Raw genomic sequence first — 21,830 nt, 5'->3', positions numbered from 1 at the left:
TGGACACACCCCCAGGCTACAGCGCAAGCGCTTTTCGCCAACCCCTCTCGTATTAATTTGAAAAATTAATACGACATGCAGGGGGCAACACCAGTAGTCCGGCGGAGCCGGTTCTACGGTGTTCTGGAACAAAAAAGCCCGTCCTTAGACGGGCTTTTTTACGTCTGAGCGGCGACCGCCAAGGCCAGCGCCACGTACTCGGCTACCGGCACCTCCTCGGCACGGCGCTGGGTATCGAATACGCCGGCATAGGCTTTCTCGGTCAGCCATTTGCCCAGCGTGTGGCGCATGATTTTGCGGCGCTGGCTGAAGGCCACCTGGACAATTTCGCTCAGTAACTGCACTGGCACAGCCGCCGGATCGGCGTGGGGCACCATGCGCACCACGGCACTGTCTACGCGCGGCGGTGGGTCAAATGACTCGGGTGGTACGAAGAGCACATTTTCCATGGCGTAGCGCCATTGCAGCATGACGCTCAGGCGGCCATAGGCGGCGGTGGAGGGGCGTGCCACCATGCGGTCGATGACTTCTTTTTGCAGCATGAAGTGCTGGTCTTGCACCACCGCCACGGCATCTAGCAGGTGGAACAGGATGGGTGTGGATATGTTGTACGGCAGGTTGCCGACAACGCGCAATTTTGGGGGAGTAGCCACTCCTGAATCCATAGCTGCTTGCGCAGAGGGGAACTGCGTGAAGTCCACTTTTAATACATCAGACTCCACCACCGTGAGCTGTGGATGCTGGCGCAAGCGCACGGCCAAATCGCGGTCCAGCTCAATCACGGTGAGGTGGCCTAGGCGCTCGACCAGCGGCTGCGTCAATGCGGCCAGGCCGGGGCCGATTTCGACCATGTGGTCGCCGGGCTGGGGGTTGATGGCATCGACGATGGCTTCGATGATGCTGCGGTCGGCCAGAAAGTGCTGGCCAAAGCGTTTACGGGGGATGTGCTTCACTGGGGGGCTTCGCGTAATTCAACATAGGCCCGCGAGCGCACCTGCTCTAACCAGCGGCTATAGGCTTCGTCGAGTTTTTTCTCGCGCACGATGCCACGGGCGATTTCGCGCTGTTCTTTGGGGGTGACGGCGGCCTCGCGGCGCTCCAGCAACTGCACCAGGTGCACGCCAAAGCGCGATACCAGCGGGTCTGCCATCTGGCCGGGTGCCAGTTTGTCTAGCGTTTCTTCAAATTCGGGCACGAACTGGCCGGGGCTGGACCAGCCCAGATCACCGCCTTGGGCTGCGCTGCCATCGACCGAGCTTTCTTTGGCCAATTGGGCAAAGTCGGCCTGGCCGCTCTGGATGCGGCGCTTGAAGTCGTTCAGGCGTTCGACGGCGGCGGCCTCGGTGAGGCGCGGGCCTGTGCGCAGCAGGATGTGGCGCGCGTGCTGCTGGGTGACGGTGGTGGCTACGCCGCCCTGGCGCTTGTCCAGTACTTTCAAAATGTGGAAACCGGCGCCAGAGCGGACCACGGCGCTGATGCCGCCAGTATCCAGGCTGCGGGTGGCATCCACAAACAGGTCCGGATAGCGGTCGGCAGAGCGCATGCCCAAGGCACCGCCGCCGCTTTTGTCGGGTGCATCCGACGCGGTACGGGCCAGCGAGGCAAAGTCTGCACCGGTGGCGGCTTGGGCGCGCAGGCTGTCGGCCTTGGCTTGCAGGGTGGCAACTTGCGCCGGGCTGGCGTTTTCTGGCACGGCTACCAGCAACATGGCCAGGTTGAGTTCCAGTGCGCTGGGGTCGGTGTTGGCGCGCTGGTCACGCAGGTACTGGTCTACCTCGGCATCGCTGATGCGCTGGCGGGCATCGATTTCGCGGTCGCGCAGGCGGTTCAGGGTGAGCTGGTTGCGCAGTTCTTCGCGGAACTGGGTGGGCACCATGCCATCTTGCAGCATGCGGCGGCGTAGCTCGGGGACATCTAGCTGGTTTTGTCGGGCCACATTCAGCTCGGCGGCATCGACGGCGGAGTCGTCTACTTTTAAGCCGCTTTCCGCCGCGAGCTGCAACTGGGCTTTTTCCAGGATCAGGCGTTCGAGCACTTGGCGGGCGACCAGGGTTGGGTCGGCGTCGGCGGTGGACCCGCCCTGCTGGGCCATTTGCTGCAAAGTACGGATGACGCGGGTACGGACTTCGTTATTGGTGATGGGTTCGGAATTGACCACGGCGACGATGAAGTCGGCTTGGCGCTGGGTGTCGGTGGTGCGGGTGGGCGTGTTGGCTCCCAGCCCGGCACCAGACGAGGGGCGCAAGCCTTGGGCGGATGCGGTTACGGCCGTGAGTGCCGCCAAGCCCAGCAGCGTCATGCGAAAGAAGCGATTGCTCATGGTTCAGATAGAAGAAAGAGGGGTCGGGTGGGCTAGTCGTATTGGCTGAAACGGCTAGGGGTGGTGGTCTGCTCCCGCAGGTACTGGTAGCGGGGGATATTTTCTTTCAGCACCGACAAGGGGTTGTTGCCCACACCCAGGCGGGTGAAGCCGACAAACTCTAGCTGGAACGATATTTTTTGGTTCGTGGTGGCGGTGGCGAGGGTGGTGCCGGTTTGCGTGCGGTCCAGCACGACGCGGCCCAGCCAGCAGCCCGCATCGTATTCAAAGCCCACCACGCCATCGACCAGCTTGCCGTCGGACATGCTGTAGTTCAGGCGGCCCACGCTGTACCAGCGGCCAGCACTCTGGTTCTGGCCGCTGTCGCCCCACAAGGCGCTCAGGGGCCATTGCCAGCCGATGTCGATGGTCTCGCTGCCGTCGGTGGCGGTGGCGCTGGAGTTGCGCTGGTAGCGGTAGGCGGCGTTGATGACGCGGTAGTTGCCGGGGTTCCAGCGGCCCCCCACGCTGGCACGCTGGGAGCGGCCGGTGTCGGGGTTGTATTGCACCGTGGTGTCAAAGGCCCAGCGCGGGTCCCAGTTGAGTTGGGCACCTACCAAGAAGTCGCTCAGCCGGTCGGTGGCGACGGTGCCGCCGGGCAAGACAACCTGTTGGTCCTTGAAGCGCAGGCGCTGGGCCACGCCAAACTGGGCCAACTGGGCTCCGGTGGCGGGCTCCAGAAAGCGGGTCGTCAGCCCCAGGGTCAAGAGGTTGTTGTCGGCGATGCGGTCATTGCCGCTGAAGGCGTTTTCGGTGAAAACGGTGGCAAAGTTGAAGTCGTTCAGCGCCGAATCGTAGTTCGGCAGCAGGCTTTGGTTGCGGTACGGCGTATTGACGTAGAAGGCACGCGGCTCCAGGGTTTGGCGCAGGGCTTTGCCCCAGAAGCTGGCATCGCGCTCAAAGACCAGCCCGGTGTCCAGGCTGAAGGTCGGCACGGTGCGGTCGGCGGTGGTGGCGCCGTTGCCCAAGGCTGCGTCAAATTCGTAGCGGGTGGCATGCAGCTGCATCTTGGGCGTGATGAACCAACCCGGCGCAATCCACGGGCGGCTGACCTGGCCCAGCACAAAGCTGCGCTTGGCGTTGGGCTGCTTGGTCAAGGTCCGGTCGGCCGAGAACTGGGTGGTGTCACCGTCCAGCGACGCATCCAAACCGCCGGGCAGGTCGTAGCGGGCATAGCGTGCGGTGAGCTGCGGCAGGCGGTCGTACGGCGGCACGATGGGCGCGGTGGTGTTTTGCAGCGTTTGCCACTTCAGGGTGCGCAGGCTGGTGGAGAAGTTGCCCCGGGCCCACGACAGCGTCGCGTCGTTGGCCAGCAGCCGCTGGGTCAGCGAGGTGGTGGCGCGGCCAAAATCGCTCCAGTAGTTGTCGTCGCTGACGCGGTTCAGATTCAGGTTCAGGCCCAGCCCGCCCACGCCCGACAGGCCGGTCTGGATGGTGCCGGTATGCAGCAGCGCATAGCCCCAGCGCGAGCGCTCGCGCAGCGAGTCGTTGGGCATGTAGTTGGTGCGTAACGTGCCCTTGTACCCGGGCTCCAGGTAGCGGAATTCGCCCCCTAAGTCCACGCCACGCTTGCTCATGGCGGTGGGGTAGAAGGTGGCATCGCGGTTGGGGGCGATGTTCCAGTAATACGGTACGGTCAGCTCCGCACCGTTGGTGCTGTCCAGCCCGATGGTAGGCGGCAGGTAGCCCGATTTGCGCTTGTCGGAGAGCGGAAAGTCCATCGTCGGGAAAGCCAGGATCGGCACATCCTGGAAGCGCAGCACCGCGCCCTCGGCGGTGCCGATTTCTTCTTCGGTGTCGATGCTGATGGTGCTGGCGCGCAGCATCCAGGCGGGCAGCCAGCTGGGGCCGCCTTCACGGCGGCAGGTGCTATAGGTGGCGTTGTGCAGCACCACGCGGCTATCGTCAATAAAGTCGGCCCGGTCGGCCTGGCCGAAGGCGCCGTTTTTCAAAAACTGGTAGCGGGGTTCGTTGAAGAAGCCTTCAAACGCGTCCACCTTCAGCTCCAGTGCCGGGCCTTCGTAGATGTTGCCTGCGCGGTTGATGTGGACATTGCCACGGGCCTTGACCAGGTCGTCTGGCTGGTAGTACTCCACCCGGTCGGCCTGCAACACCATGTCGCCCTTGCGCATCATGGCGTTGCCGTCGATCACGGTGTCCAGATCGGGGCGGCCCAGGGTGTGGTCGCCGGAGAAAAAGGTCGGCATCTGCGCACGCATGACCGGCGGAATTTGCTCTTGCAGCATGGCGCTGGGTTTCAGGACCAGTGGCGCGTCGGCTTCCTCGGCGTGCAAAGCCAGCGGCAGCAGGGCCATAGCGACAAAAGCCACGGGCGTGAGAGTGAAGCGGCGGCTGCGGGTACGGCGCTGGATTTCAGGCATCAAAGGGGGCTCGGTCAGGCGAAGGGCTTATCCAGACAACCCGGATTTGTAGAATGGATTATCCATGAGCCCCACCCCTACCTCCTCCACGCCCTCCCCCATCCCCGTGTCTTTACCCGATTCCCCTGCCATCGTGTGGGCCGATGCCCCGCGCGCTGCCACCTTCCAGCGCTGGCTGGAACAGACCGCCCCCACCCACCAACTGCGCGTAGACAGCCTGCAACTGGCCGCCGCCGATGCCGGTTTTCGCCGCTACTTCCGGCTGGAATCCGAGCGCGGCAGCCGCATCGTGATGGATGCCCCGCCCGACAAAGAAAACTGCGAAGCCTTCGCCCGCATTGCCGCGCTGATGGCCCAAGCCGGTCTGCGCGTGCCCGAAGTGCTGGCCTGGGACACCGCCAACGGCTTCATGCTGCTGAGCGACCTGGGCACGCAAACGATGCTGGACGTGCTGCAAGCCGAACCCTCGCAGGCCGACACCGCCCTGTTCCACCAGGCGGTGGACACGCTGATCACCCTGCAAAAGGCCTCTCAGCCCGGTGTGCTGCCCGCTTATGACGCCGCCGTGCTGCACCGCGAACTGGCCCTGTTCCCCGACTGGTACATCGCCCAGCACCGGGGCATCACGCTGGACGACAAGCAGCGCGCCACACTGGACAGCGTGTTTGGCCAGATCGTGGCCAACAATTTGGAAGCCGCCAGCGTCTACGTACACCGCGACTTCATGCCGCGCAACCTGATGGTCGGCTCTGAACAATTAGGTGTGCTCGACTTCCAGGATGCGTTGTACGGCCCCATCACCTACGACATCGCCAGCCTGCTGCGCGACGCGTTCCACAGCTGGGAAGAAGACTTTGTGCTCGACATCACCATCCGCTACTGGGAGCGCGCCCGCAAAGCCGGGCTGCCGGTGGGCGACGACTTTGGCGCGTTCTACCGCAGCGTGGAATGGATGGGCCTGCAACGCCACCTGAAAGTGGCCGGCATCTTCGCCCGCCTGACCCTGCGCGACGGCAAACCCAAATACCTGGCCGACACGCCGCGCTTCATCCGCTACATCCGCGCCACGGCGGGCCGCTACCGCGAGCTGAAGCCGCTGCTGCGCCTGATCGACCAGATCGAAGGCACCACCGCTGCCACCGGTTTTGCCTACGGAAGAATGTAAACAAAATAAGCCTCTGGCGCACATTCCATATGCGCCGGTAGCTATCAAAATAATAGTATGCCCCGTTTCTACTGCCCCGCCCCCTTGACCACTGGGGCCTCGCTGGACCTGCCCGCCGGGCCCGCCCGCCACGTACAGGTGCTGCGCATGCAGCCCGGCCAAACGATCACCTTGTTCAACGGCCAAGGCGGCGAGTTTGAAGCCACCATCGAGCGCATGGGCCGCAGCGACGTGGCCGTGGTGGTGGCCGCACACGACCCGGTAGAGCGCGAAGCCGCCCGCGCCGTGCATTTGGTGCTGGGCATGCCCGCCAACGACCGCATGGACTGGCTGGTCGAAAAAGCCGCCGAGCTGGGCGTAGCCAGTATCCAGCCCCTGGTCACCGAGCGCAGCGTGCTGCGCCTGAACGGCGAACGGGCCGACAAAAAACGTGCCCACTGGCATGCCGTGGGCGTGGCCGCCTGCGAGCAATCGGGGCGCAACCGCGTACCCGAGGTGCATGCGGTGCGCAGCTTTGCCGACTGGGTCGCCAGCGCCGAAGCGGGGTTTTTGTTGTCGCTCAGAACCGGCAGCCAGCCGATGCTGAACGCCGTGCCCGCCAGCGGTGCGATCCACTTCCTCAGTGGCCCCGAAGGCGGCCTGAGCCCATCCGAAGAAGACGCGGCCATCGCACGGGGTTACCGCCCGGTGACCCTGGCCAACCGCGTGCTGCGGTCTGAGACAGCGCCCCTTGCCGCACTGGCCCAACTCCAGTTTTAAGCATGGAAGAAATCATTCAACCTGACGGCGACACCACGCTGTCGGATTACTTCCGCGAGGCTGACTTTTTCAGCGAATCCCCCCTGGCCTGGCGCATCGACCAGCACGGCGGCCTGGTGGATGCCCTGCGTGGCCTGTTCGTTGGCCCGGCCGGGCTGGTGCGGTTGCGGCTGTTCGTCTTCATGGGCCTGCTGGGCCAGAGCGAAGCCAACCTGAACCGCGACCAGATCAACGAACTCTTCCACGCCGTGCGCCCCGAAGCGCTGGACACGGTGTTCAAACGCTTTCGCGACACCGGCCTGCTGCTGTGGGACGAAACCCAGCGCCGCACCAGCCTCACGCCGCTGGCGCAGCAACTCGCGGGCGTGCTGGGCGTGTTCAACACCGCGCCGCAAACAGGGGAGGGGGATGATTTGGCCAGCCTGCTCAGCCAGGTGGTGGGTGCCGAGCAGCTGGGTACGCTGGATGCCGCCCAGGTCGAAATGCTGCAAGCCCAGCTGGGCCGCCTGCATGCCGAATTTGAAGATGCCATCGCCAGCGGCTCCGAATTCCGCCTGCGCGAGGCCCGCACCCGCTACGACCGGGCGGCCCGCCTGATCGACAAGGCCAGCAGCGCCATCGCCACCCTCATCGGCAACGCCCACGGCCACGCCACGATGGAGCGCGCCGCCCGTGCCTTGGGCCAGGCCCAGGGCCGCCTGCTGGCGATGGCCAGCCAGTTCAACCGCGCCCTGCAACAGGTGGACCGCCAGCGCGTGACGTTGGGCACCACCGGCATCACCAGCACCGACGTAAAACGCTGGCTGCAAACCCTGGCCGCACCCGAACATTTGCTGGACAACGCCCTGGCCCACCCCGTCGCCCCGGTAATGCTCTCTCCCCATGAATTGCTCGATGTGACCGAAGCCGAATTTGAACGCGACCGCCCCACGCTGGGCCTGCCCGATGCACTGCCCGCATCCCAAGCCGCCCCGGTGGGCGAACTCAGCGCCGTGGCCCTGCCGCAGGCGCTGGCCGATTTGTCGGATTTGCTGGCCAGTTGGGATGCCAACCCGCGCCGCGCCGTCGATGGGCTGCTGGGCGACATCCCGCTGGATGCCGCTTGTGTCACTTATGCCGAGGTGGCCTACAAAGCCCAGCTCCTGCCCCTGCTGGGCGATGCCCAGGCCTGCCAGCTCCCCGGCGCGACCGGCGATTTGGCCCGCCAGCCCTGGCGCGTCGAATGGAGCACCGACTTTTTGACGCTCGACCACCCCACGCTGGCCGGGGTCAGCGCAGGCCAACTTATCCCTGTCGAAACAACCGAAAAGAGCACCTGAATGGACGAAGCCGCCCTGTTGGTCGCCGAGCTGCTGGCCCGCCGCAGCCTGCCGCGCACCCACCCGCGCATCAAACGCGCCCTCATCCATGCCGAGTTGTTCGCCCAGGTGGAGCAGCGCTTGGCCGCCATCGGCCTGCGCTGGATGGACAACATCTACGCCGACCACGTCAGCCTGGCCCTGCTACCCGCTGCCCAGGCCCAGGTGATGGGCGAGGCCGGTGTCAACGCCAACAACAACCTGGACTTACCGCGTGACGGTGTGGCCCTGCTGGTGGTGCTGTGGGCGCTGATCATCCTGCCCAAGCGCGAGCGCCAGACCAGCCGCGCCCCGGTGGCCGAGCCGCAAAACGAGATGTTCGCCAGCAGCAAACCCCTGCCCGCCGTGCGCGACGTGAGCCCGGTGCTGTCGTACAAAGCCCTGCTGGAAGACTACGGCCCGCAGCTCGGCAAAAAGACCCGTCTTGACGGCAACCTGAAGCTGCTGGAACGCCACGGCTTCATCCTGCGCCGCCAAGACGATATCGCCGAAGGCCCGCTGCTCGACGTACTGCTGGACTACGACATCTTGGCCCCGCGCATCCTCGACGGAGCCTTAGCCGACGTGCTGGCCCGTGAACAAGCAACCCGCTTGGCAGAGCAAGCCGATGCCCCTGACTTGCCCCCTCTCCCGCTAGGCGGGAGAGGGCTGGGGTGAGGGTGGTTTCTATGCAAAATAAGCCTCTAGCGCATATTCCACCTGCGCAAGCAGCTATCATTTTTAAAGTAAACCCATGTTCCACCTGCAAAGCCTAGAGCTGGTCCACTGGGACTACTGCCAACGCGTCAGCCTGCCGCTGGACGCATCCATCATCACCATCGCTGGCCCCAACGGCTCGGGCAAAACCACCCTGCTGGACGCACTGCGCACCCTGCTGGGGCTGAAATGCGCCCAGCCGCGCGACTTCAAAACCTACGCCCGCCACGCCGGGGCCAATATCGCCTGGCTGCGCGCCGTGGTGGACAACAAAGCCCAAACCCGCCAAACCAGCAGCCGCCCCTTCGCCAAGCGCCTGCTCTACAGCGACCAGGTCACGCTGGCCTGCCGCATCGAGCGCAACGGCGGCGACTGGCAGCGCCGCTACCTGGTGCTAGAGGGCGATGTCAGCATCGAACAACTGACCGACATGCCCGACAAAGACCTGGGCCTGATGGGCATCGAAGCCTGGGGCCGCGTGCTGTCTGCCGCCGGGCTGTCTCCGGCCATCGCCAAAGTGCTGTCGCTGGAGCAAGGCCAAACCGACCGCCTGTGCGAATTCAGCCCGCGCGAGCTGCTGCGCCTGGTGTTCGACGTGTTTGGCGACCAGGAAGTGCTGGGCCACTACGACACCGCCCGCGAGCACCAGCAGCAACTGACCCGCGAAATGGAGCAGGCCAGCCACGAACTGGACCACAGCAAATCCCAGCTGGCCGAGCTGCAAAACCGCGTCAGCAACTACCAGACCTGGCAGCACAAGGTGCAAGAGCAAGAGCGCCTGGCGACAGAAGTGCTGCCCGTCCTCGAATGGCACGGCCTGCGCCACAAACTCACCGAGCGCAGCCGCGACCAGCGCCGCCAGCGCCAGCACAGCCACCAGGCCGTGGCCGAGCGTGCCCGGCAAAACGCCCAGTTGCTCGATCTGCTGGAAGCCCGCGCCCAGGCCGACACCCAGGCCACCCAGCTGCTGCAAGAGCGCGATGCCGCCGCCGTCCAGCGCGACAGCACCCGCGATCTGGAGCGCCCGCTGGAAGCCCTGGCCAAGCGCGAAGCCGAGCTGCTGGCCCTGGTCGATAAAGAAAGCGATGTCGAGGCCCTGACCACCCACCTGGAGGGCCTGCGCACGTCTGAGGCCGCACTGCAAAGCAAGCACAGCGCCCTACTACAAAAAAGAGAGCTGGCTGCGCAGGTGCAATCTGCGCTAGAGGGCCAAAACACCCCACCTTTCCCCGACGATGCCCGGCGCCTGCGCCAGCGCTTGCAAGCGCAAAAAATCGGCCACCGCTTCCTGGCCGAAGTGGTCGAGGTGCGCGATGAACACTGGCGTGCCGCCATCGAGGGCGTGCTGCGGGCCTCGCGCTGGGTGGTGCTGCTGGACAAAGCCGAAGACGTGGATGCCGCAGATGCCATCGCCAGCGCCGACCGCTACCGCCACTACCTCACCACGCCCGGCGACACGGCGCCCGCAGGCGATGCCGACACCCTGCTGGCCCACATCCGCCTGGATGCCAAAGTACCCCGCTGGCTCATCCAGCAGCTGCAACACCTGCGCTGCGTGGACAGCCCCGCTGCGGGCCGCAAAACTGCGGGTAGCTGGATCACACCCCAGGCCTACAGCTTCGACGGGCGCGGAGCCCGCTCCCTGTGGGTCGAGCCGCGCGACCACCAGTTTGGCGCGGCGGCACTCACCGCACGGCGCGACGCGGTAGAGCGCGACCTGCGCAGCCTGGATGCCGCCCTGGGCCCGCTGGGGCAAGAGCTGCGCGACATCCGCCTGCAAATCAAAGACTGCCAAAAATCTCTGGCCGGCCACAGTGCAGCCCAAGAGCTGGGCCAGCGCAACGACGAGTTTTCTGCCGCCAAGCAGGCCCTGCCCGCCGCCAAACAGGCCCGCATTGCCGCCAGCCTGCACTGGCAAACGCTGGACAAGGGCTATGCCGAGGCCCACACCCGGCATTTGCAAACCGACACCCAGTACCGCCAGCTGGAACACAGCCTGCGGCAAAAAAACCAGGAGGCCGACCGCCTGGCCGCCGAGCTGCTGACCAGCCGCAAACAGCACACCGCGAACATCGACACCTCGAACCACCGCCGCCGCCAGATCCCCGCCGCCTGGCGTGCCCCGCACGTGGTGCAGGCCCTGGTGCGCACCTACCAAAACGACACCCAGGCCCGGCTGCGGCTGCAATCGGTACACGAGGAATTGCAGCTCGACACCTGGGAAAAAGATGCCACCGTGGAAGAGCGCTTTCGCCGCATGGAGGTGCTGGTGCGCGAGCAGGGCTACAGCCTGGGCGACCACCAGGCCAAGAATGCGCAGGCAGGCATCGCCGTGCACAACGCCCGCGAGAGCTACATCGAGGTGCTGCGCAGCACCGTGCGCCGCTACCGCAAAAACATCCAGGAGCTGGGCGAACTGGCCGGGGTGGTGGTCCACGCCGACCTGCCGGTGCTGGAAAACAGCGACACCGTGCTGGCCCAGGCCGGGCTCAAGGTGCACTTTAACTTCGACGGCAAGGGCAGCATCGGCCTGAACGACGGCGAGGCCTCGGGCGGCCAGCAGGTCATCAAGTCGCTGATCTTGCTGGTGGGCCTGCTGAAGGACGAGGAAAGTGCCTCCGGCGGCTTCGTCTTTATCGACGAACCCTTCGCCCATCTGGATGTGCGCAACATCCAGCTGGTGGGCCACTTTTTGCGCTCCACCCAGGCCCAGTACGTGCTGACCACGCCCATCACCCACAACTTGGAAGTCTTCGAACCCGCCGAGATCACCCTGATCACCAGCAAGAAACCGAAGAACGCCCGTTGGGCCCCGCCGATTGCGGTGGCCAAGCGGCGCGGGTGATACTTGCCAGCATGGACTTCACCGATGAATTGGCCGGACACCGCACGTATCTGCTGCGCTTCGCACGCCTGCAATTGCGCAACGATGCCTGGGCGGAGGACGCGGTGTCCGAAACCTTGCTCGCCGCATTGAGCAAACCGCAGTCGTTCGGCAGCCGCTCGCAGCTCAAAACCTGGCTGGTCGGCATCCTCAAGCACAAGGTATTGGATATGTTTCGGCACAACGCCCGCGAGGTGTGTTTGGACACCGATAGCGAATCGACCGACGAGTTGGACAACCTGGTCTTCAAAACCGACGGCCACTTTGCACAGACCCCAGCGGACTGGGGCAACCCCGAGCAAGATTTGAACTCCCGCCAGTTCTTCCAGATCATGGAAGCCTGCACCGAAAAACTCCCCGCCATGCTGGGCCGGGTGTTCCTGATGCGCGAATGGCTAGAGCTGTCCAGCGACGACATTTGTAAGGAACTGGGCCTTACGCCGACCAACCTGTATGTCCAACTGCACCGTGCCCGCCTGAGGCTGCGTGAATGCCTGGAACTCAACTGGTTTGGCAACGCAAAGGAGGCTGTGTGATCCCGCTAATGCGTACCTGCAAACAAGCTGCGGCCCTGCTGCTGGCCCGCGAAGACCGCCGTATCGGGCTCGCTGACACGGTCGCCCTGCGTTTGCATCTGCTGGCCTGCAAAGCCTGCCCGAAGTTCGAACGCCAGCTACTCACCATGCGCAACGCCATGCGGCAATGGCGCAATTACGACGCAGGCGACGGGCTGTAAAGCAACAAGATCACAATTTTTTGTGGCTTCTTGGCAAGATGCAGGCATAATCACGAAGTTCTGTCACCCAGTGGCAGTACGAGTTTGCGGTGATTGGTCAGTTTCGCGTCTGCTTTAGTCTTCAATGGTTTGTTGATTGCGGTTATCGGACTCCATCGCGTTTTGCGTTTTTTAGAGGAGTCCTTTCATGGGCAACAAACTTTACGTAGGCAACCTGCCTTATTCTTTCCGCGATGAAGACATGCAACAGGCTTTCAGCCAGTTCGGCTCCATCTCCAGCGCCAAGGTCATGATGGAACGTGACACCGGCCGCTCTAAGGGTTTCGGCTTCGTCGAAATGGGTAGCGATGCCGAAGCACAAGCTGCTATCAAGGGCATGAACGGTCAAGCTATGGGCGGCCGTAACCTGGTTGTCAACGAAGCACGTCCAATGGAGGCACGTCCTCCCCGCTCCGGTGGCGGCGGCGGTGGCTACGGTGGTGGCAATGGCGGCGGCGGCGGCTACGGCGGCGGCAATGGTGGCGGCGGTTACGGCGGTGGCCGCAACAGCTACTAAAATTTGTTCGCTTGGGACTCGCGTCCCAGCCACAAAATATAAAAGGGCCCTCGCGGCCCTTTTTTGTTGCCCAAAATTTATAGCCAAGAAAGTGGCCTCATTTTTTGTTTGAATTCCATCGAAGTCGCCGCATAATATAAAAGTGTGGATTGCTTTTCCATGCAAGTTTGCGGTGTCGATCGGTTTCGCGTCCTAAATTTTCAGATTGCGTTTTCGGGATTCCATCGCTTTATTAATGTGTTTTTGAGGAGTCCCTTGATGGGCAACAAACTGTACGTCGGCAATCTGCCTTACTCCGTGCGCGACAGCGATCTGGAACAGTCTTTCGGCCAGTTCGGTAGCGTCACTAGTGCCAAAGTCATGATGGAGCGCGATACCGGTCGCTCTAAAGGCTTCGGTTTTGTCGAAATGGGTAGCGATGCCGAAGCACAAGCTGCTATCAACGGCATGAACGGCCAGCCTTTGGGTGGCCGCGCTTGCGTTGTCAACGAAGCACGCCCCATGGAAGCACGCCCCCCTCGCACAGGTGGCGGTGGATACGGCGGTGGTGGCGGTGGCCGTAGCGGTGGTGGCGAAGGTGGCGGCGGTTACGGCGGCGGCGGTGGTGGTCGCAGTGGCGGCGGTGGATACGGCGGTGGTGGCGGCGGCCGTGGTGAAGGCGGCGGCGGCTATGGCGGCGGCGGTGGTCGCAGTGGCGGCGGTGGTGGCGACGGTGGTTTCCGTAGCCCCTACGGTTCCGGCCCCCGTGGTGGTGGCGGTGGTAATGGCGGCGGCGGTGGCCGTGGCGGTTACTAATTCGCTAACTGTTGCACTCCACTAAAAAAGGCTCCTCGGAGCCTTTTTTGTTTTCATCCATCCTATTTAATAGAACTCAGATTACATAGATTGCCGGGGTTTGCGGGCACGTCCAACCAATAACTTGTCGAACACCGCATTGGGTAATAAACGCATTAACTTGGCCACTACGCCCATCTGCCACGGAATCACGCGGTAGCTGGCGCCTGCCTCAATGGTTGTGAAGGCTTTCTCGGCAAAAGCTTCGGGTTGCATCAAAAATGGCATGCCATAACGGTTCTTCTGCGTCAGTGGCGTGTCGATATAGCCGGGGCAAATGGTGACCACTTGGATGCCACTGGCGCGCAACTCGCCACGCAAGCTTTCGCAATACGCAATGACCGCGGCTTTGCTGGCGCAGTACGCGCCATGGCCGGGGAGGCCACGGATACCGGCTACGCTGCCAATGCCGACCAAGGTGCCACTGCCCCGCTGCGCCATCGCCTGGATGAAGGGGTGAAAAGTCGCCGCTGTGCCGATGTTGTTGGTGGCAAAGGTTTGCGCCATTACGGCGATGTCTTCCACCATAGCGGTGTCCATGCCGATGCTGATGCCTGCGCTGGCGACGACCACGTCGGGGGTGCCTTGGCTGGCAATGCAGGCCAGTCCCGCCGCCACGATGCTCTCGGGAATGGCGACATCTGCACTATATATTTGATAGCTACTCGTGCTTATTCCATTTGCACTAGCCCATGATTCGACTGCTGAAATACGGCGGGCTACCAAAGCCAGTTGGTATCCGGCCTGAAAAAACCGCAAGGCCAGGGCCTGGCCAATACCGCTGGAGGCGCCTGTGATGAAAACCAGTTTGGACATACCGTTTTTGGTGTCAGGCTTAGGGGGTAGGCTGGGGGATCAAAATACCTTTGACGCGCCCTTCGAGCTGCATCAGTCGGTCCAGGTTGTTGTATTCCATAGCGTCGGCGGTGAAGATGTCCGCACCCCGGAGCAGGGTGACGGGTTTGTTCGAGCGCACTTGTTCGGTCTCTAGGTAGGCGTGCAAAAAGTCGCTGCGGAATTCCATTTTGGGCTGCACGACCACACCCTTGATGGTCACCGCCTGGCGCACCACCACGGCGTTGCCAAACAGTTGCACCTCGGAGCCATCGCCGTTGCTCAGGCCCCGGTCGGCGGTGGATACGGTGACCAGGCCTTGTGGGTTTACCGAGCGGATGCGCACTTGCGTAATTTCTACTGTATCGGTGTCGGGAAAGTGCCGGGCCTCGGAGCCAAAGACTTCGCTTTTCAGGTGGCCCAGGGCATCAAAATTTTTGACCGAGAAGCTGCGCATGAAGTAGTCGGCCTCGTGCGTGGCTGGGGTGACTGCGCCGGGTGCTGTAAACATCGGCGTGTTGCGCACCAGCCAGTAGCTGCCCAAGGCCAGTACGCCCATGAGTAGGATTGGTAGGTAGATCGAGAGGCGGTTCCACACCGATTGCAGCATGGCTTTCACGCTAGATAGGTTTGCAGTAGCGCGGCGTAGCGGCCACTGGCGACCAGCAACAGGTCACAGAACTCGCGCGCCGCGCCGTGGCCGCCTGTGCGCTGGGTGATATGGTGGGCGGCTGCCAACACTTCAGTCTGGGCGTTGGCAGGGGCGCAGGCCAGGGCGCAGCGGCGCATCACCGGCAGGTCGGGCCAGTCGTCGCCCATCGCCGCCGCCTGGGACCAGTCGAGGCCGAGTTCGGCCAGGATTTTTTCGGCAGCCGGGCGCTTGTCTTCGGTGCCGAACACGGCATGGGTGATACCCAGGGCTTGCAGCCGTACGCGCAGGGGTTGGGAGTCGCGGCCGGTGATGACGGCGGGGGTGATGCCGGCTTTTTGCAGCAACTTGAGGCCGTGGCCGTCCAGGGTGTTGAAGCGCTTGAGGGTTTCGCCGGACTCAGAGAAGTACAGGCCGCCGTCGGTCAGCACGCCATCCACATCGAAAAAAGCGACGCGTACATCCTGGGCTTGCAGCAGCAGCTCAGGAGGAAAATGGAGCGTGGGTGTGGACATCAAATGACTTTCGCCCGCATCAGGTCGCCAATGTGCACCACCCCGACCAGGGTGCCGCCGGGCTCCACCACCAGCACACTGGTGATGCGGTGGCGCTCCATCAGCTCGGCGGCATCGACTGCCAGTGCTTGGGGCTGGATGCTGCGCGGGTGTAGGTGCATGACATCACGCGCCCGTGTGGCCCGCAGATCGGTACCGTTTTCAATCAAGCGGCGCAAGTCGCCGTCGGTAAACACGCCCAGCACCTGCTGCTGCGCGTCCACGATGGCGGCCAGGCCGCCCTTGGCGCTCATTTCGCGCATCATGTCGCCGAACAGGGCGTCCGGGCTGACGCGCGGCACCTCGTCGCCGGAGCGCATGACGTCGCTGACGTGGGTCAGTAGTTTGCGGCCCAACGCGCCACCGGGGTGCGAGCGGGCAAAGTCTTCGGGCTGGAAGCCGCGTGCGTCCAGCAGGGCAACGGCCAGTGCGTCGCCCAGCGCCAATTGGGCGGTGGTGCTGGCAGTGGGAGCCAGGTTCAGCGGGCAGGCTTCTTTGTCTACCCCGCCGTCCAGCACTTCGGTGGCATGGCGGGCTAGGGTGGATTGCAGGCCGCCGGTGATGGCAATCAAGGGCACGCCCTGGCGCTTGAGCACCGGCAGCAGGAGGGTGATTTCGGAGGATTCGCCGCTGTTGGAAATGGCCAGCACGATGTCGCGGGGCTCGATCATGCCCAGGTCGCCATGGCTGGCTTCGCCGGGGTGGACAAACATGGCGGGGGTGCCGGTGGAGGCCAGGGTGGCGGCGATTTTGCGGCCAATGTGGCCGCTTTTGCCCATGCCCATGACCACCACGCGGCCCTGCACGGTCAACATCATGTGCACGGAGCGGGCGAAGGCGTCGGTCAGGCGGTTTTTCAGGCCGGTAACGGCGGCGGCTTCGAGATCAAAGGTGTCGGACGCTTGGCGCAGGGCGCGCGCTGCGTCAAAGGGAGGAGCAGATGTCATGGCTGCGATTCTATCGGCGGCCCTTGTTAGCATCGGAGCATGACTGGACTTGAATTAACGCTGATGTACCTGCTGGCCGCTGTGCTGGGGGTGGTCACGTTCCGCTCGCTGAAGCTGCCGCCGATGCTGGGTTATCTGGTGGTGGGGGTGGTGATTGGGCCGAATGCCTTAGCGCTTGCGCAGAACTCCGAGGGCATCAAGCATCTGGGGGAGTTTGGTGTGGTGTTCCTGATGTTTGTGATCGGGCTGGAATTCAATCTGCCCAAGCTGCGGGCCATGCGGCAGCATGTGTTCGGGCTGGGTTTGTTTCAGGTGACGGTGACGATGCTGTTGGCGACGTTTGCGTCCCTGGCTTTGGCCGCAGCGGCTCCCAAGCTATGGCATATGGAATGGCAGACGGCGCTGGCGCTGTCGGGGGCTTTGGCGATGAGCAGTACGGCCATCGTCGTCAAACTGATGTCTGAGCGCCTGGAGATGGAATCCGAGCATGGCAAGCGCGTCATGGGGGTGCTGCTGTTCCAGGATTTGGCAGTAGTGCCGCTGCTGGTCTTGATACCCGCGCTGGGCTCATCACCCGAGGATCTACTGACCGCGCTGGCGCTGGCATCGTTCAAGGCCACGGTGCTGATCACCGTGTTGCTGGTGGGTGGGCAGCGGGTGATGCGCTGGTGGCTGACGATTGTGGCGCGGCGCAAGAGCGAAGAGCTGTTTGTGTTGAACCTGCTGTTGATCACCCTGGGCCTGGCCTGGTTGACCGAGCTGGCGGGCCTGAGTCTGGCGCTGGGGGCCTTCATTGCGGGCATGCTCATATCTGAGACCGAATACAAGCACCAGGTGGAAACCGATATTCGCCCGTTCCACGATGTGCTACTGGGCTTGTTTTTCATCACTATCGGCATGCTGCTGGACTGGCGCTTGGTGCTGGAGAGTTGGCCGTTGGTGCTGCTGCTGGTGAGCTTGCCGGTGCTGTTCAAGTTGGTGATGGTGACGGCGCTGGCCAAGCTGCTGGGCGGCACGGCGGGGGTGTCGTTGCGCACCGGGCTGTATCTGGCGCAGGCGGGCGAATTCGGTTTTGTGCTTCTGACGCTGGCGCAGACTAACCGGCTGGTGCCTGCGTCGTTGCTGAACCCGATTCTGGCCAGCATGGTGCTGTCGATGCTGGCCACGCCCTTCATCATTATGTTCAGCAACAAGATCGTGATGAAGCTGGTCAGCAGCGAATGGCTTCAGCAATCCCTGCAAATGACCACCATTGCACGCAAGTCGATCAACGCCAACAAGCACGTGATCATCTGCGGCTACGGGCGCTGCGGGCAGAATCTGGCCCGCATGCTGGAGCGCGAGGGCATACCGTACATGGCGCTGGACCTGGACCCTGACCGCGTCCGCCAGGCGGCTGCCGCTGGCGACTCGGTGGTGTTTGGCGATGCCGCCCGCTTGCAGGCGCTGATGGCGGCAGGCTTGGCAAGGGCCAGCGCGGTAGTGATTACTTACCTGGACGTGGCGGGCGCACTCAAAGTGCTGGCCAACACCCGTGCCCACGCGCCGCAGGTGCCGGTGATTGTGCGCACCCAGGACGACCACGATTTGGAAAAACTGCGCCAGGCCGGTGCCACCGAAGTCGTGCCCGAGGCGATTGAGGGGTCGCTGATGCTGGCCAGCCACGCACTGGCGCTGGTGGGCGTACCGATGCGCCGGGTGATCCGGGTAGTGCAGGATCAGCGGGATGCGCGCTACAACCTGCTGCGCGGCTATTTCCACGGTGCCGACGATGACGGCGTGGACGAGCTGCACCACGAGCGCCTGACCACCCTGACTCTGACGCTGGCCGCCAAATGCCTGGGCAAGCCCTTGGGCCGACTGGCCTTGCACGCCGTGGGCGTGCGGGTGATCAGCCTGCGGCGCAAAAATGGCAAAACCGAGCTGCCCAGCGACAGCGTGTTGCTAGAAGACGGCGACACGTTGGTGCTGTCGGGCCAAGTCGCCACCCTGGCCCTGGCCGAAGAGAAGTTTTTAAAAGGCTGAGCGGATGGGGCAGGGCACAATAGCCCCCCCTCTCTCCTTTGATGACACCTCCCATGACAAGCTTCAACGTCAACGCGTACCTCAAGGCCCATATGCGCACGGTGCCCGACTGGCCCGCACCCGGCGTGCAGTTTCGGGACATCACCCCGCTGTTGCAAAACCCCCGCGTGTTCCGCGTCATGATCGATGCCTTTGTGCACCGCTATATGGACCCGGCCCTGCGCCCGGACGTGGTGGCCGGACTGGATGCACGCGGCTTCATTTTGGGCGCGGTGGTGGCGTATGAGTTGAACATTGGCTTTGTGCCGATCCGCAAAAAAGGCAAGCTGCCGTTCACTACGGTCGAAGAAACCTACGAGCTGGAATACGGCAGTGCCACCGTAGAGCTGCACACCGATGCCGTCAAGGCCGGAGACCGGGTGCTGCTGATCGACGACCTGATTGCTACTGGCGGCACCATGATGGCGGGTAAAAAACTACTCGAAAAATTGGGTGCTACGGTGGTGGAAGGCGCTGCGATTGTCGATTTGCCCGAGCTGGGGGGCTCCCACAAGCTGCGTGAAAGCGGCTTGTCGCTGTTTACGCTAGTGGATTTTTCTGGACACTGAAGGTAGGCGCGAGGCCGCTTCCAACGCCTGTTGGAAAGCGGCTACCTCGTCGTCTTGCAGCGGTTCATAACGGCCAACACCCCCTGTCAAGCTGACCCGGTCCGAAGGGCCTGCATCCGGGCTCGACAATGTCGCCGGAACGCTGGTCGCAGCGGCAGCCAATGCCTCGTTGGTACGCCAATACACCGACGTAATCACCAGCCCATGCTGGGTTTGTGCGGTCTGCACTATTTGCAGCTCGATGCGCGTTCGCCACCCGGCATCTCCACCCCATGGCGGGGCGGCATCCACCATCACCAAAAACTGCTCACCCTGGTCGTCCAGTGCCAACACTTTGAATTTGAAGCTGGCGGTTTGCACACCGGCCTGCACCAGCGCGGTACGGACAACCGCGTACAGGCGCTCGCGGCGGTCGATCCGGGCATCCCGCAGCGCGGTGGAGTCGGGCAGGTGGGAGGGGGCCGCATCTGCATCGGCTTGGGGTTTGCGTAAAAACCAATTTAAAAAGGACATGTTTTTGCCTTCTTTCATGTGAAAGTTGGGGGGATGTGCGGGCTCATGTCACGGCGACACGGTAGCGGCTGTGCTGTAAGCGCTTGGCGACCACGGCGCCTGCACCCATGGCCAGCGCCAGGGCCAGCTCGGGTTTGCGGTGGGTCATTTCGGTAAACCGCATGGGAGACAGGCTCCACAAGACACAGGTGCTGCCCGCCTGCACCGTGGCGCTGCGGGGTGTGCCCGTGAAAAAACTGCCTTCCCCGACCACACTGCCTGCGCCCACAATCGCCAGCCGAATGCGGCTTTCGGCATCTTCAAAATGCACGCTCAGGCTGCCACTGGCAATAAAGTAGAGCGTGCGGTCCATCGCCCCTTGCTTGAACAAAATATCACCTTGCACGACGGTCAAGGGTTGCAGATAGTGCGCCAAGGCCTCCCACTGGGCGGGCAGCAGGTTCAGGTTTAGGCCGTCCTGGGCTTTGTTCAGCACCAATGCGTCGATGAGGCCTTGGAGATCGGGCGCGGCATTAGTCATCGCGACAGTTTATGGCATTCACTTGCCAATGCAAAAGCTGGAAAAAATCACCCCCAGCAAATCGTCTGCGCTGAATGCGCCGGTAATCTCGTTCAAGGCGTTTTGGGCCAGCCGCAGCTCCTCCGCCAGCACGTCCAGCAGTTGCGCCTGCGCGGCCAAGTGGCTTTGCGCCGCGTTGACATGCACTTCCACCCGTTGCAAGGCCTGCACGTGGCGGGCACGGGCGATAAACACGCCCTCGGGCGAAGCCTGCCAACCGGCCACGTCCAGCAGTTTGCGGCGCAGGGTGTCCAGCCCGGCACCGGTTTTGGCCGAGAGGGCCAGCACACCGTGGGCTGCGGCGTGGGAATCCAGCTTGTTCCACACGTCGATCACCGGCACGCGGGGCGGTAGTTTCTGGGCCAGTTCGGCTGTGATGGCTGCATCGGCGGCCTGGTAGTCGGCCTGGTCGGCACGGGTCAGGTCGTGCAAAAACAGCACGGCATCGGCGGCCTCGATTTCGGCCCAGGCGCGCTCGATACCGATGGCCTCGATCGCATCCATGCTGTGGCGCAGACCGGCGGTGTCGATCACGTGGATGGGTACGCCTTCAATCTGGATGGTTTGGGCCACCTTGTCTCGCGTGGTGCCCGCAATCGGGGTGACGATGGCTAGCTCGGCCCCGGCCAAGGCGTTCAGCAATGACGACTTGCCCGCGTTCGGCTGGCCCGCAATCACCACCTTGATGCCTTCGCGCAGCAAAGCGCCCTGGCGGGTGCGTTGCATGACCGTTAGCAGCTTTTGCTGCAATTTTGATAGCTGTCCGTGCGCATCTGCCTTGCGCAGGAAGTCGATTTCTTCTTCAGGAAAATCCAAAGTGGCTTCGACCAGCATGCGCAGATGGACCAGGCCGTCGCGCAGGCTGTGGATTTCTTTCGAGAACTCGCCGGAGAGCGACCTCGCCGCGCTGCGGGCCGCCGCCTCGGTGCTGGCATCGATCAGGTCGGCAATAGCTTCGGCCTGGGCCAGGTCGATCTTGTCGTTCAAAAACGCGCGCTGGGTAAATTCGCCCGGCTGGGCCAGCCGCACGCCGATGACCGCCCCTGCCTCCAGGCAGCGCGCCAGCAGCAGTTGCAGTACCACCGGCCCGCCGTGGGCTTGCAGCTCCAGCACATCTTCGCCAGTGTAGGAATGCGGCGCGGGGAAATGCAGGGCCAGGCCGTGGTCGATGGCTGCGCCTGCCGCATCGCGGAAGGGCAGATATGTCGCCTCGCGGGCTTTGAGTGGGCGGCCACACAGGGCTTCGATCACCGGCCCAATCTGCTTACCGCTGACCCGGACGATACCAACGGCTCCCCGACCGGGGGCGGTGGCGATGGCGGCGATGGGGCTATCGTTAAGGCTGTGCATGGCAAGAAACTTTCCAGAAAAAAAGCCGCCCAACCCGGAGGTTCAGCGGCTTTGGTGCACCAA

General features: G+C 63.4%; 21 protein-coding genes. 11 read left to right on the top strand and 10 right to left on the bottom strand.

Going from position 1 to position 21,830, the window contains the following annotated elements:
- Nucleotides 1-158: 158 nt before the first annotated feature.
- From rsmA to AC0969_RS12005, 3 genes are read right to left on the bottom strand one after another with little or no spacing between them, the layout of a single operon-like run.
- On the bottom strand, nt 159-953 hold the full coding sequence (gene rsmA / locus AC0969_RS12015) for a 16S rRNA (adenine(1518)-N(6)/adenine(1519)-N(6))-dimethyltransferase RsmA (protein WP_479624378.1): 795 nt from the start codon (nt 951-953) through the stop codon (nt 159-161).
- Nucleotides 950-2,320, bottom strand: coding sequence for a peptidylprolyl isomerase (locus tag AC0969_RS12010; protein WP_479624377.1), 1,371 nt, complete (start codon nt 2,318-2,320; stop codon nt 950-952). Before AC0969_RS12010 ends, rsmA begins: the two co-directional genes overlap by 4 nt.
- A gap of 32 nt (nt 2,321-2,352) precedes the next feature.
- Nucleotides 2,353-4,740 (bottom strand): LPS-assembly protein LptD, encoded by a 2,388-nt coding sequence (locus AC0969_RS12005; protein WP_479624376.1) that lies wholly within the window; start codon nt 4,738-4,740, stop codon nt 2,353-2,355.
- 64 nt (nt 4,741-4,804) lie between these two features.
- Here AC0969_RS12005 and AC0969_RS12000 point away from each other — a divergent pair, with 64 nt between their 5' ends.
- From AC0969_RS12000 to AC0969_RS11960, 9 genes are all read left to right on the top strand, one after another.
- The gene (locus tag AC0969_RS12000; RefSeq protein ID WP_479624375.1) at nt 4,805-5,905 is read left to right on the top strand and encodes an aminoglycoside phosphotransferase family protein; all 1,101 of its coding nucleotides are present in this window, start codon (nt 4,805-4,807) and stop codon (nt 5,903-5,905) included.
- Between the two features lie 57 nt (nt 5,906-5,962).
- Nucleotides 5,963-6,664 carry a 16S rRNA (uracil(1498)-N(3))-methyltransferase gene (locus AC0969_RS11995; RefSeq protein WP_479624374.1) on the top strand — a complete coding sequence of 234 codons (702 nt, stop codon included), beginning with the start codon at nt 5,963-5,965 and terminating at the stop codon, nt 6,662-6,664.
- Between the two features lie 2 nt (nt 6,665-6,666).
- The gene (locus AC0969_RS11990; protein WP_479624373.1) at nt 6,667-7,983 is read left to right on the top strand and encodes a hypothetical protein; all 1,317 of its coding nucleotides are present in this window, start codon (nt 6,667-6,669) and stop codon (nt 7,981-7,983) included.
- On the top strand, nt 7,984-8,679 hold the full coding sequence (locus tag AC0969_RS11985; protein WP_479624372.1) for a hypothetical protein: 696 nt from the start codon (nt 7,984-7,986) through the stop codon (nt 8,677-8,679).
- 76 nt (nt 8,680-8,755) lie between these two features.
- Nucleotides 8,756-11,563, top strand: coding sequence for an ATP-binding protein (locus AC0969_RS11980; RefSeq protein ID WP_479624371.1), 2,808 nt, complete (start codon nt 8,756-8,758; stop codon nt 11,561-11,563).
- Nucleotides 11,564-11,574: 11 nt separating this feature from the next.
- Complete coding sequence (locus tag AC0969_RS11975; RefSeq protein WP_479624370.1) at nt 11,575-12,138, top strand: sigma-70 family RNA polymerase sigma factor; 564 nt, start codon at nt 11,575-11,577, stop codon at nt 12,136-12,138.
- An 8-nt stretch (nt 12,139-12,146) separates the two neighbouring features.
- Nucleotides 12,147-12,338: an anti-sigma factor family protein gene (locus AC0969_RS11970; RefSeq protein ID WP_479624369.1), complete on the top strand. Its 192-nt coding sequence runs from the start codon at nt 12,147-12,149 to the stop codon at nt 12,336-12,338.
- 187 nt (nt 12,339-12,525) lie between these two features.
- On the top strand, nt 12,526-12,894 hold the full coding sequence (locus tag AC0969_RS11965) for an RNA recognition motif domain-containing protein (RefSeq protein WP_479624368.1): 369 nt from the start codon (nt 12,526-12,528) through the stop codon (nt 12,892-12,894).
- A 258-nt stretch (nt 12,895-13,152) separates the two neighbouring features.
- Nucleotides 13,153-13,689 carry an RNA recognition motif domain-containing protein gene (locus AC0969_RS11960; RefSeq protein ID WP_479624367.1) on the top strand — a complete coding sequence of 179 codons (537 nt, stop codon included), beginning with the start codon at nt 13,153-13,155 and terminating at the stop codon, nt 13,687-13,689.
- A gap of 81 nt (nt 13,690-13,770) precedes the next feature.
- On the opposite strand, the gene AC0969_RS11955 is transcribed toward AC0969_RS11960, so the two are convergent.
- The 4 genes from AC0969_RS11955 to AC0969_RS11940 are packed head-to-tail and all read right to left on the bottom strand — an operon-like array spanning nt 13,771 to nt 16,712.
- Entirely contained in the window at nt 13,771-14,544 is a 774-nt protein-coding gene (locus AC0969_RS11955; RefSeq protein WP_479624366.1) for an SDR family oxidoreductase, read from the bottom strand.
- A 19-nt stretch (nt 14,545-14,563) separates the two neighbouring features.
- Nucleotides 14,564-15,181 carry an LPS export ABC transporter periplasmic protein LptC gene (lptC, locus tag AC0969_RS11950; RefSeq protein ID WP_479624365.1) on the bottom strand — a complete coding sequence of 206 codons (618 nt, stop codon included), beginning with the start codon at nt 15,179-15,181 and terminating at the stop codon, nt 14,564-14,566.
- Complete coding sequence (locus AC0969_RS11945) at nt 15,178-15,726, bottom strand: KdsC family phosphatase (protein WP_479624364.1); 549 nt, start codon at nt 15,724-15,726, stop codon at nt 15,178-15,180. Before AC0969_RS11945 ends, lptC begins: the two co-directional genes overlap by 4 nt.
- Nucleotides 15,726-16,712 carry a KpsF/GutQ family sugar-phosphate isomerase gene (locus AC0969_RS11940; protein WP_479624363.1) on the bottom strand — a complete coding sequence of 329 codons (987 nt, stop codon included), beginning with the start codon at nt 16,710-16,712 and terminating at the stop codon, nt 15,726-15,728. The genes AC0969_RS11945 and AC0969_RS11940 overlap by 1 nt, the downstream gene beginning before the upstream one ends.
- Before the next feature lie 39 nt (nt 16,713-16,751).
- On the opposite strand from AC0969_RS11940, the gene AC0969_RS11935 reads away from it, so the two are divergent.
- Together AC0969_RS11935 and AC0969_RS11930 are read left to right on the top strand one after the other, a co-directional pair.
- Complete coding sequence (locus AC0969_RS11935; protein ID WP_479624362.1) at nt 16,752-18,737, top strand: monovalent cation:proton antiporter-2 (CPA2) family protein; 1,986 nt, start codon at nt 16,752-16,754, stop codon at nt 18,735-18,737.
- A 53-nt stretch (nt 18,738-18,790) separates the two neighbouring features.
- Nucleotides 18,791-19,345 (top strand): adenine phosphoribosyltransferase, encoded by a 555-nt coding sequence (locus tag AC0969_RS11930; RefSeq protein ID WP_479624361.1) that lies wholly within the window; start codon nt 18,791-18,793, stop codon nt 19,343-19,345.
- Here the strand turns inward: AC0969_RS11930 and AC0969_RS11925 are convergent.
- Genes AC0969_RS11925 through mnmE form a run of 3 tightly spaced genes read right to left on the bottom strand, consistent with a single transcriptional unit; the run spans nt 19,322 to nt 21,767 of the window.
- Nucleotides 19,322-19,858: a hypothetical protein gene (locus tag AC0969_RS11925; protein WP_479624360.1), complete on the bottom strand. Its 537-nt coding sequence runs from the start codon at nt 19,856-19,858 to the stop codon at nt 19,322-19,324. The two genes, AC0969_RS11930 and AC0969_RS11925, sit on opposite strands and share 24 nt — an antisense overlap.
- Nucleotides 19,859-19,901: 43 nt before the next feature.
- Complete coding sequence (locus AC0969_RS11920) at nt 19,902-20,378, bottom strand: Crp/Fnr family transcriptional regulator (protein WP_479624359.1); 477 nt, start codon at nt 20,376-20,378, stop codon at nt 19,902-19,904.
- 18 nt (nt 20,379-20,396) lie between these two features.
- Complete coding sequence (gene mnmE / locus AC0969_RS11915; RefSeq protein ID WP_479624358.1) at nt 20,397-21,767, bottom strand: tRNA uridine-5-carboxymethylaminomethyl(34) synthesis GTPase MnmE; 1,371 nt, start codon at nt 21,765-21,767, stop codon at nt 20,397-20,399.
- Between the last annotated feature and the right edge of the window lie 63 nt (nt 21,768-21,830).

The organism is Rhodoferax sp. LB1P47 (genome assembly GCF_056521445.1).
Note: the sequence above shows the minus strand (reverse complement) of the source record. Positions and strands in the feature narration are given on the sequence as shown.

Excerpts from the sequence above, each read along its gene's own strand:
- AC0969_RS12010 (WP_479624377.1), bottom strand. The coding sequence starts at position 2,320 with ATGAGCAATCGCTTCTTTCGCATGACGCTGCTGGGCTTGGCGGCACTC.
- AC0969_RS12005 (WP_479624376.1), bottom strand. The coding sequence starts at position 4,740 with ATGCCTGAAATCCAGCGCCGTACCCGCAGCCGCCGCTTCACTCTCACG.
- AC0969_RS12000 (WP_479624375.1), top strand. The coding sequence starts at position 4,805 with ATGAGCCCCACCCCTACCTCCTCCACGCCCTCCCCCATCCCCGTGTCT.
- AC0969_RS11995 (WP_479624374.1), top strand. The coding sequence starts at position 5,963 with ATGCCCCGTTTCTACTGCCCCGCCCCCTTGACCACTGGGGCCTCGCTG.
- AC0969_RS11990 (WP_479624373.1), top strand. The coding sequence starts at position 6,667 with ATGGAAGAAATCATTCAACCTGACGGCGACACCACGCTGTCGGATTAC.
- AC0969_RS11985 (WP_479624372.1), top strand. The coding sequence starts at position 7,984 with ATGGACGAAGCCGCCCTGTTGGTCGCCGAGCTGCTGGCCCGCCGCAGC.
- AC0969_RS11980 (WP_479624371.1), top strand. The coding sequence starts at position 8,756 with ATGTTCCACCTGCAAAGCCTAGAGCTGGTCCACTGGGACTACTGCCAA.
- AC0969_RS11975 (WP_479624370.1), top strand. The coding sequence starts at position 11,575 with ATGGACTTCACCGATGAATTGGCCGGACACCGCACGTATCTGCTGCGC.
- AC0969_RS11970 (WP_479624369.1), top strand. The coding sequence starts at position 12,147 with ATGCGTACCTGCAAACAAGCTGCGGCCCTGCTGCTGGCCCGCGAAGAC.
- AC0969_RS11965 (WP_479624368.1), top strand. The coding sequence starts at position 12,526 with ATGGGCAACAAACTTTACGTAGGCAACCTGCCTTATTCTTTCCGCGAT.
- AC0969_RS11960 (WP_479624367.1), top strand. The coding sequence starts at position 13,153 with ATGGGCAACAAACTGTACGTCGGCAATCTGCCTTACTCCGTGCGCGAC.
- AC0969_RS11955 (WP_479624366.1), bottom strand. The coding sequence starts at position 14,544 with ATGTCCAAACTGGTTTTCATCACAGGCGCCTCCAGCGGTATTGGCCAG.
- AC0969_RS11945 (WP_479624364.1), bottom strand. The coding sequence starts at position 15,726 with ATGTCCACACCCACGCTCCATTTTCCTCCTGAGCTGCTGCTGCAAGCC.
- AC0969_RS11940 (WP_479624363.1), bottom strand. The coding sequence starts at position 16,712 with ATGACATCTGCTCCTCCCTTTGACGCAGCGCGCGCCCTGCGCCAAGCG.
- AC0969_RS11935 (WP_479624362.1), top strand. The coding sequence starts at position 16,752 with ATGACTGGACTTGAATTAACGCTGATGTACCTGCTGGCCGCTGTGCTG.
- AC0969_RS11930 (WP_479624361.1), top strand. The coding sequence starts at position 18,791 with ATGACAAGCTTCAACGTCAACGCGTACCTCAAGGCCCATATGCGCACG.
- AC0969_RS11925 (WP_479624360.1), bottom strand. The coding sequence starts at position 19,858 with ATGTCCTTTTTAAATTGGTTTTTACGCAAACCCCAAGCCGATGCAGAT.
- AC0969_RS11920 (WP_479624359.1), bottom strand. The coding sequence starts at position 20,378 with ATGACTAATGCCGCGCCCGATCTCCAAGGCCTCATCGACGCATTGGTG.
- mnmE (WP_479624358.1), bottom strand. The coding sequence starts at position 21,767 with ATGCACAGCCTTAACGATAGCCCCATCGCCGCCATCGCCACCGCCCCC.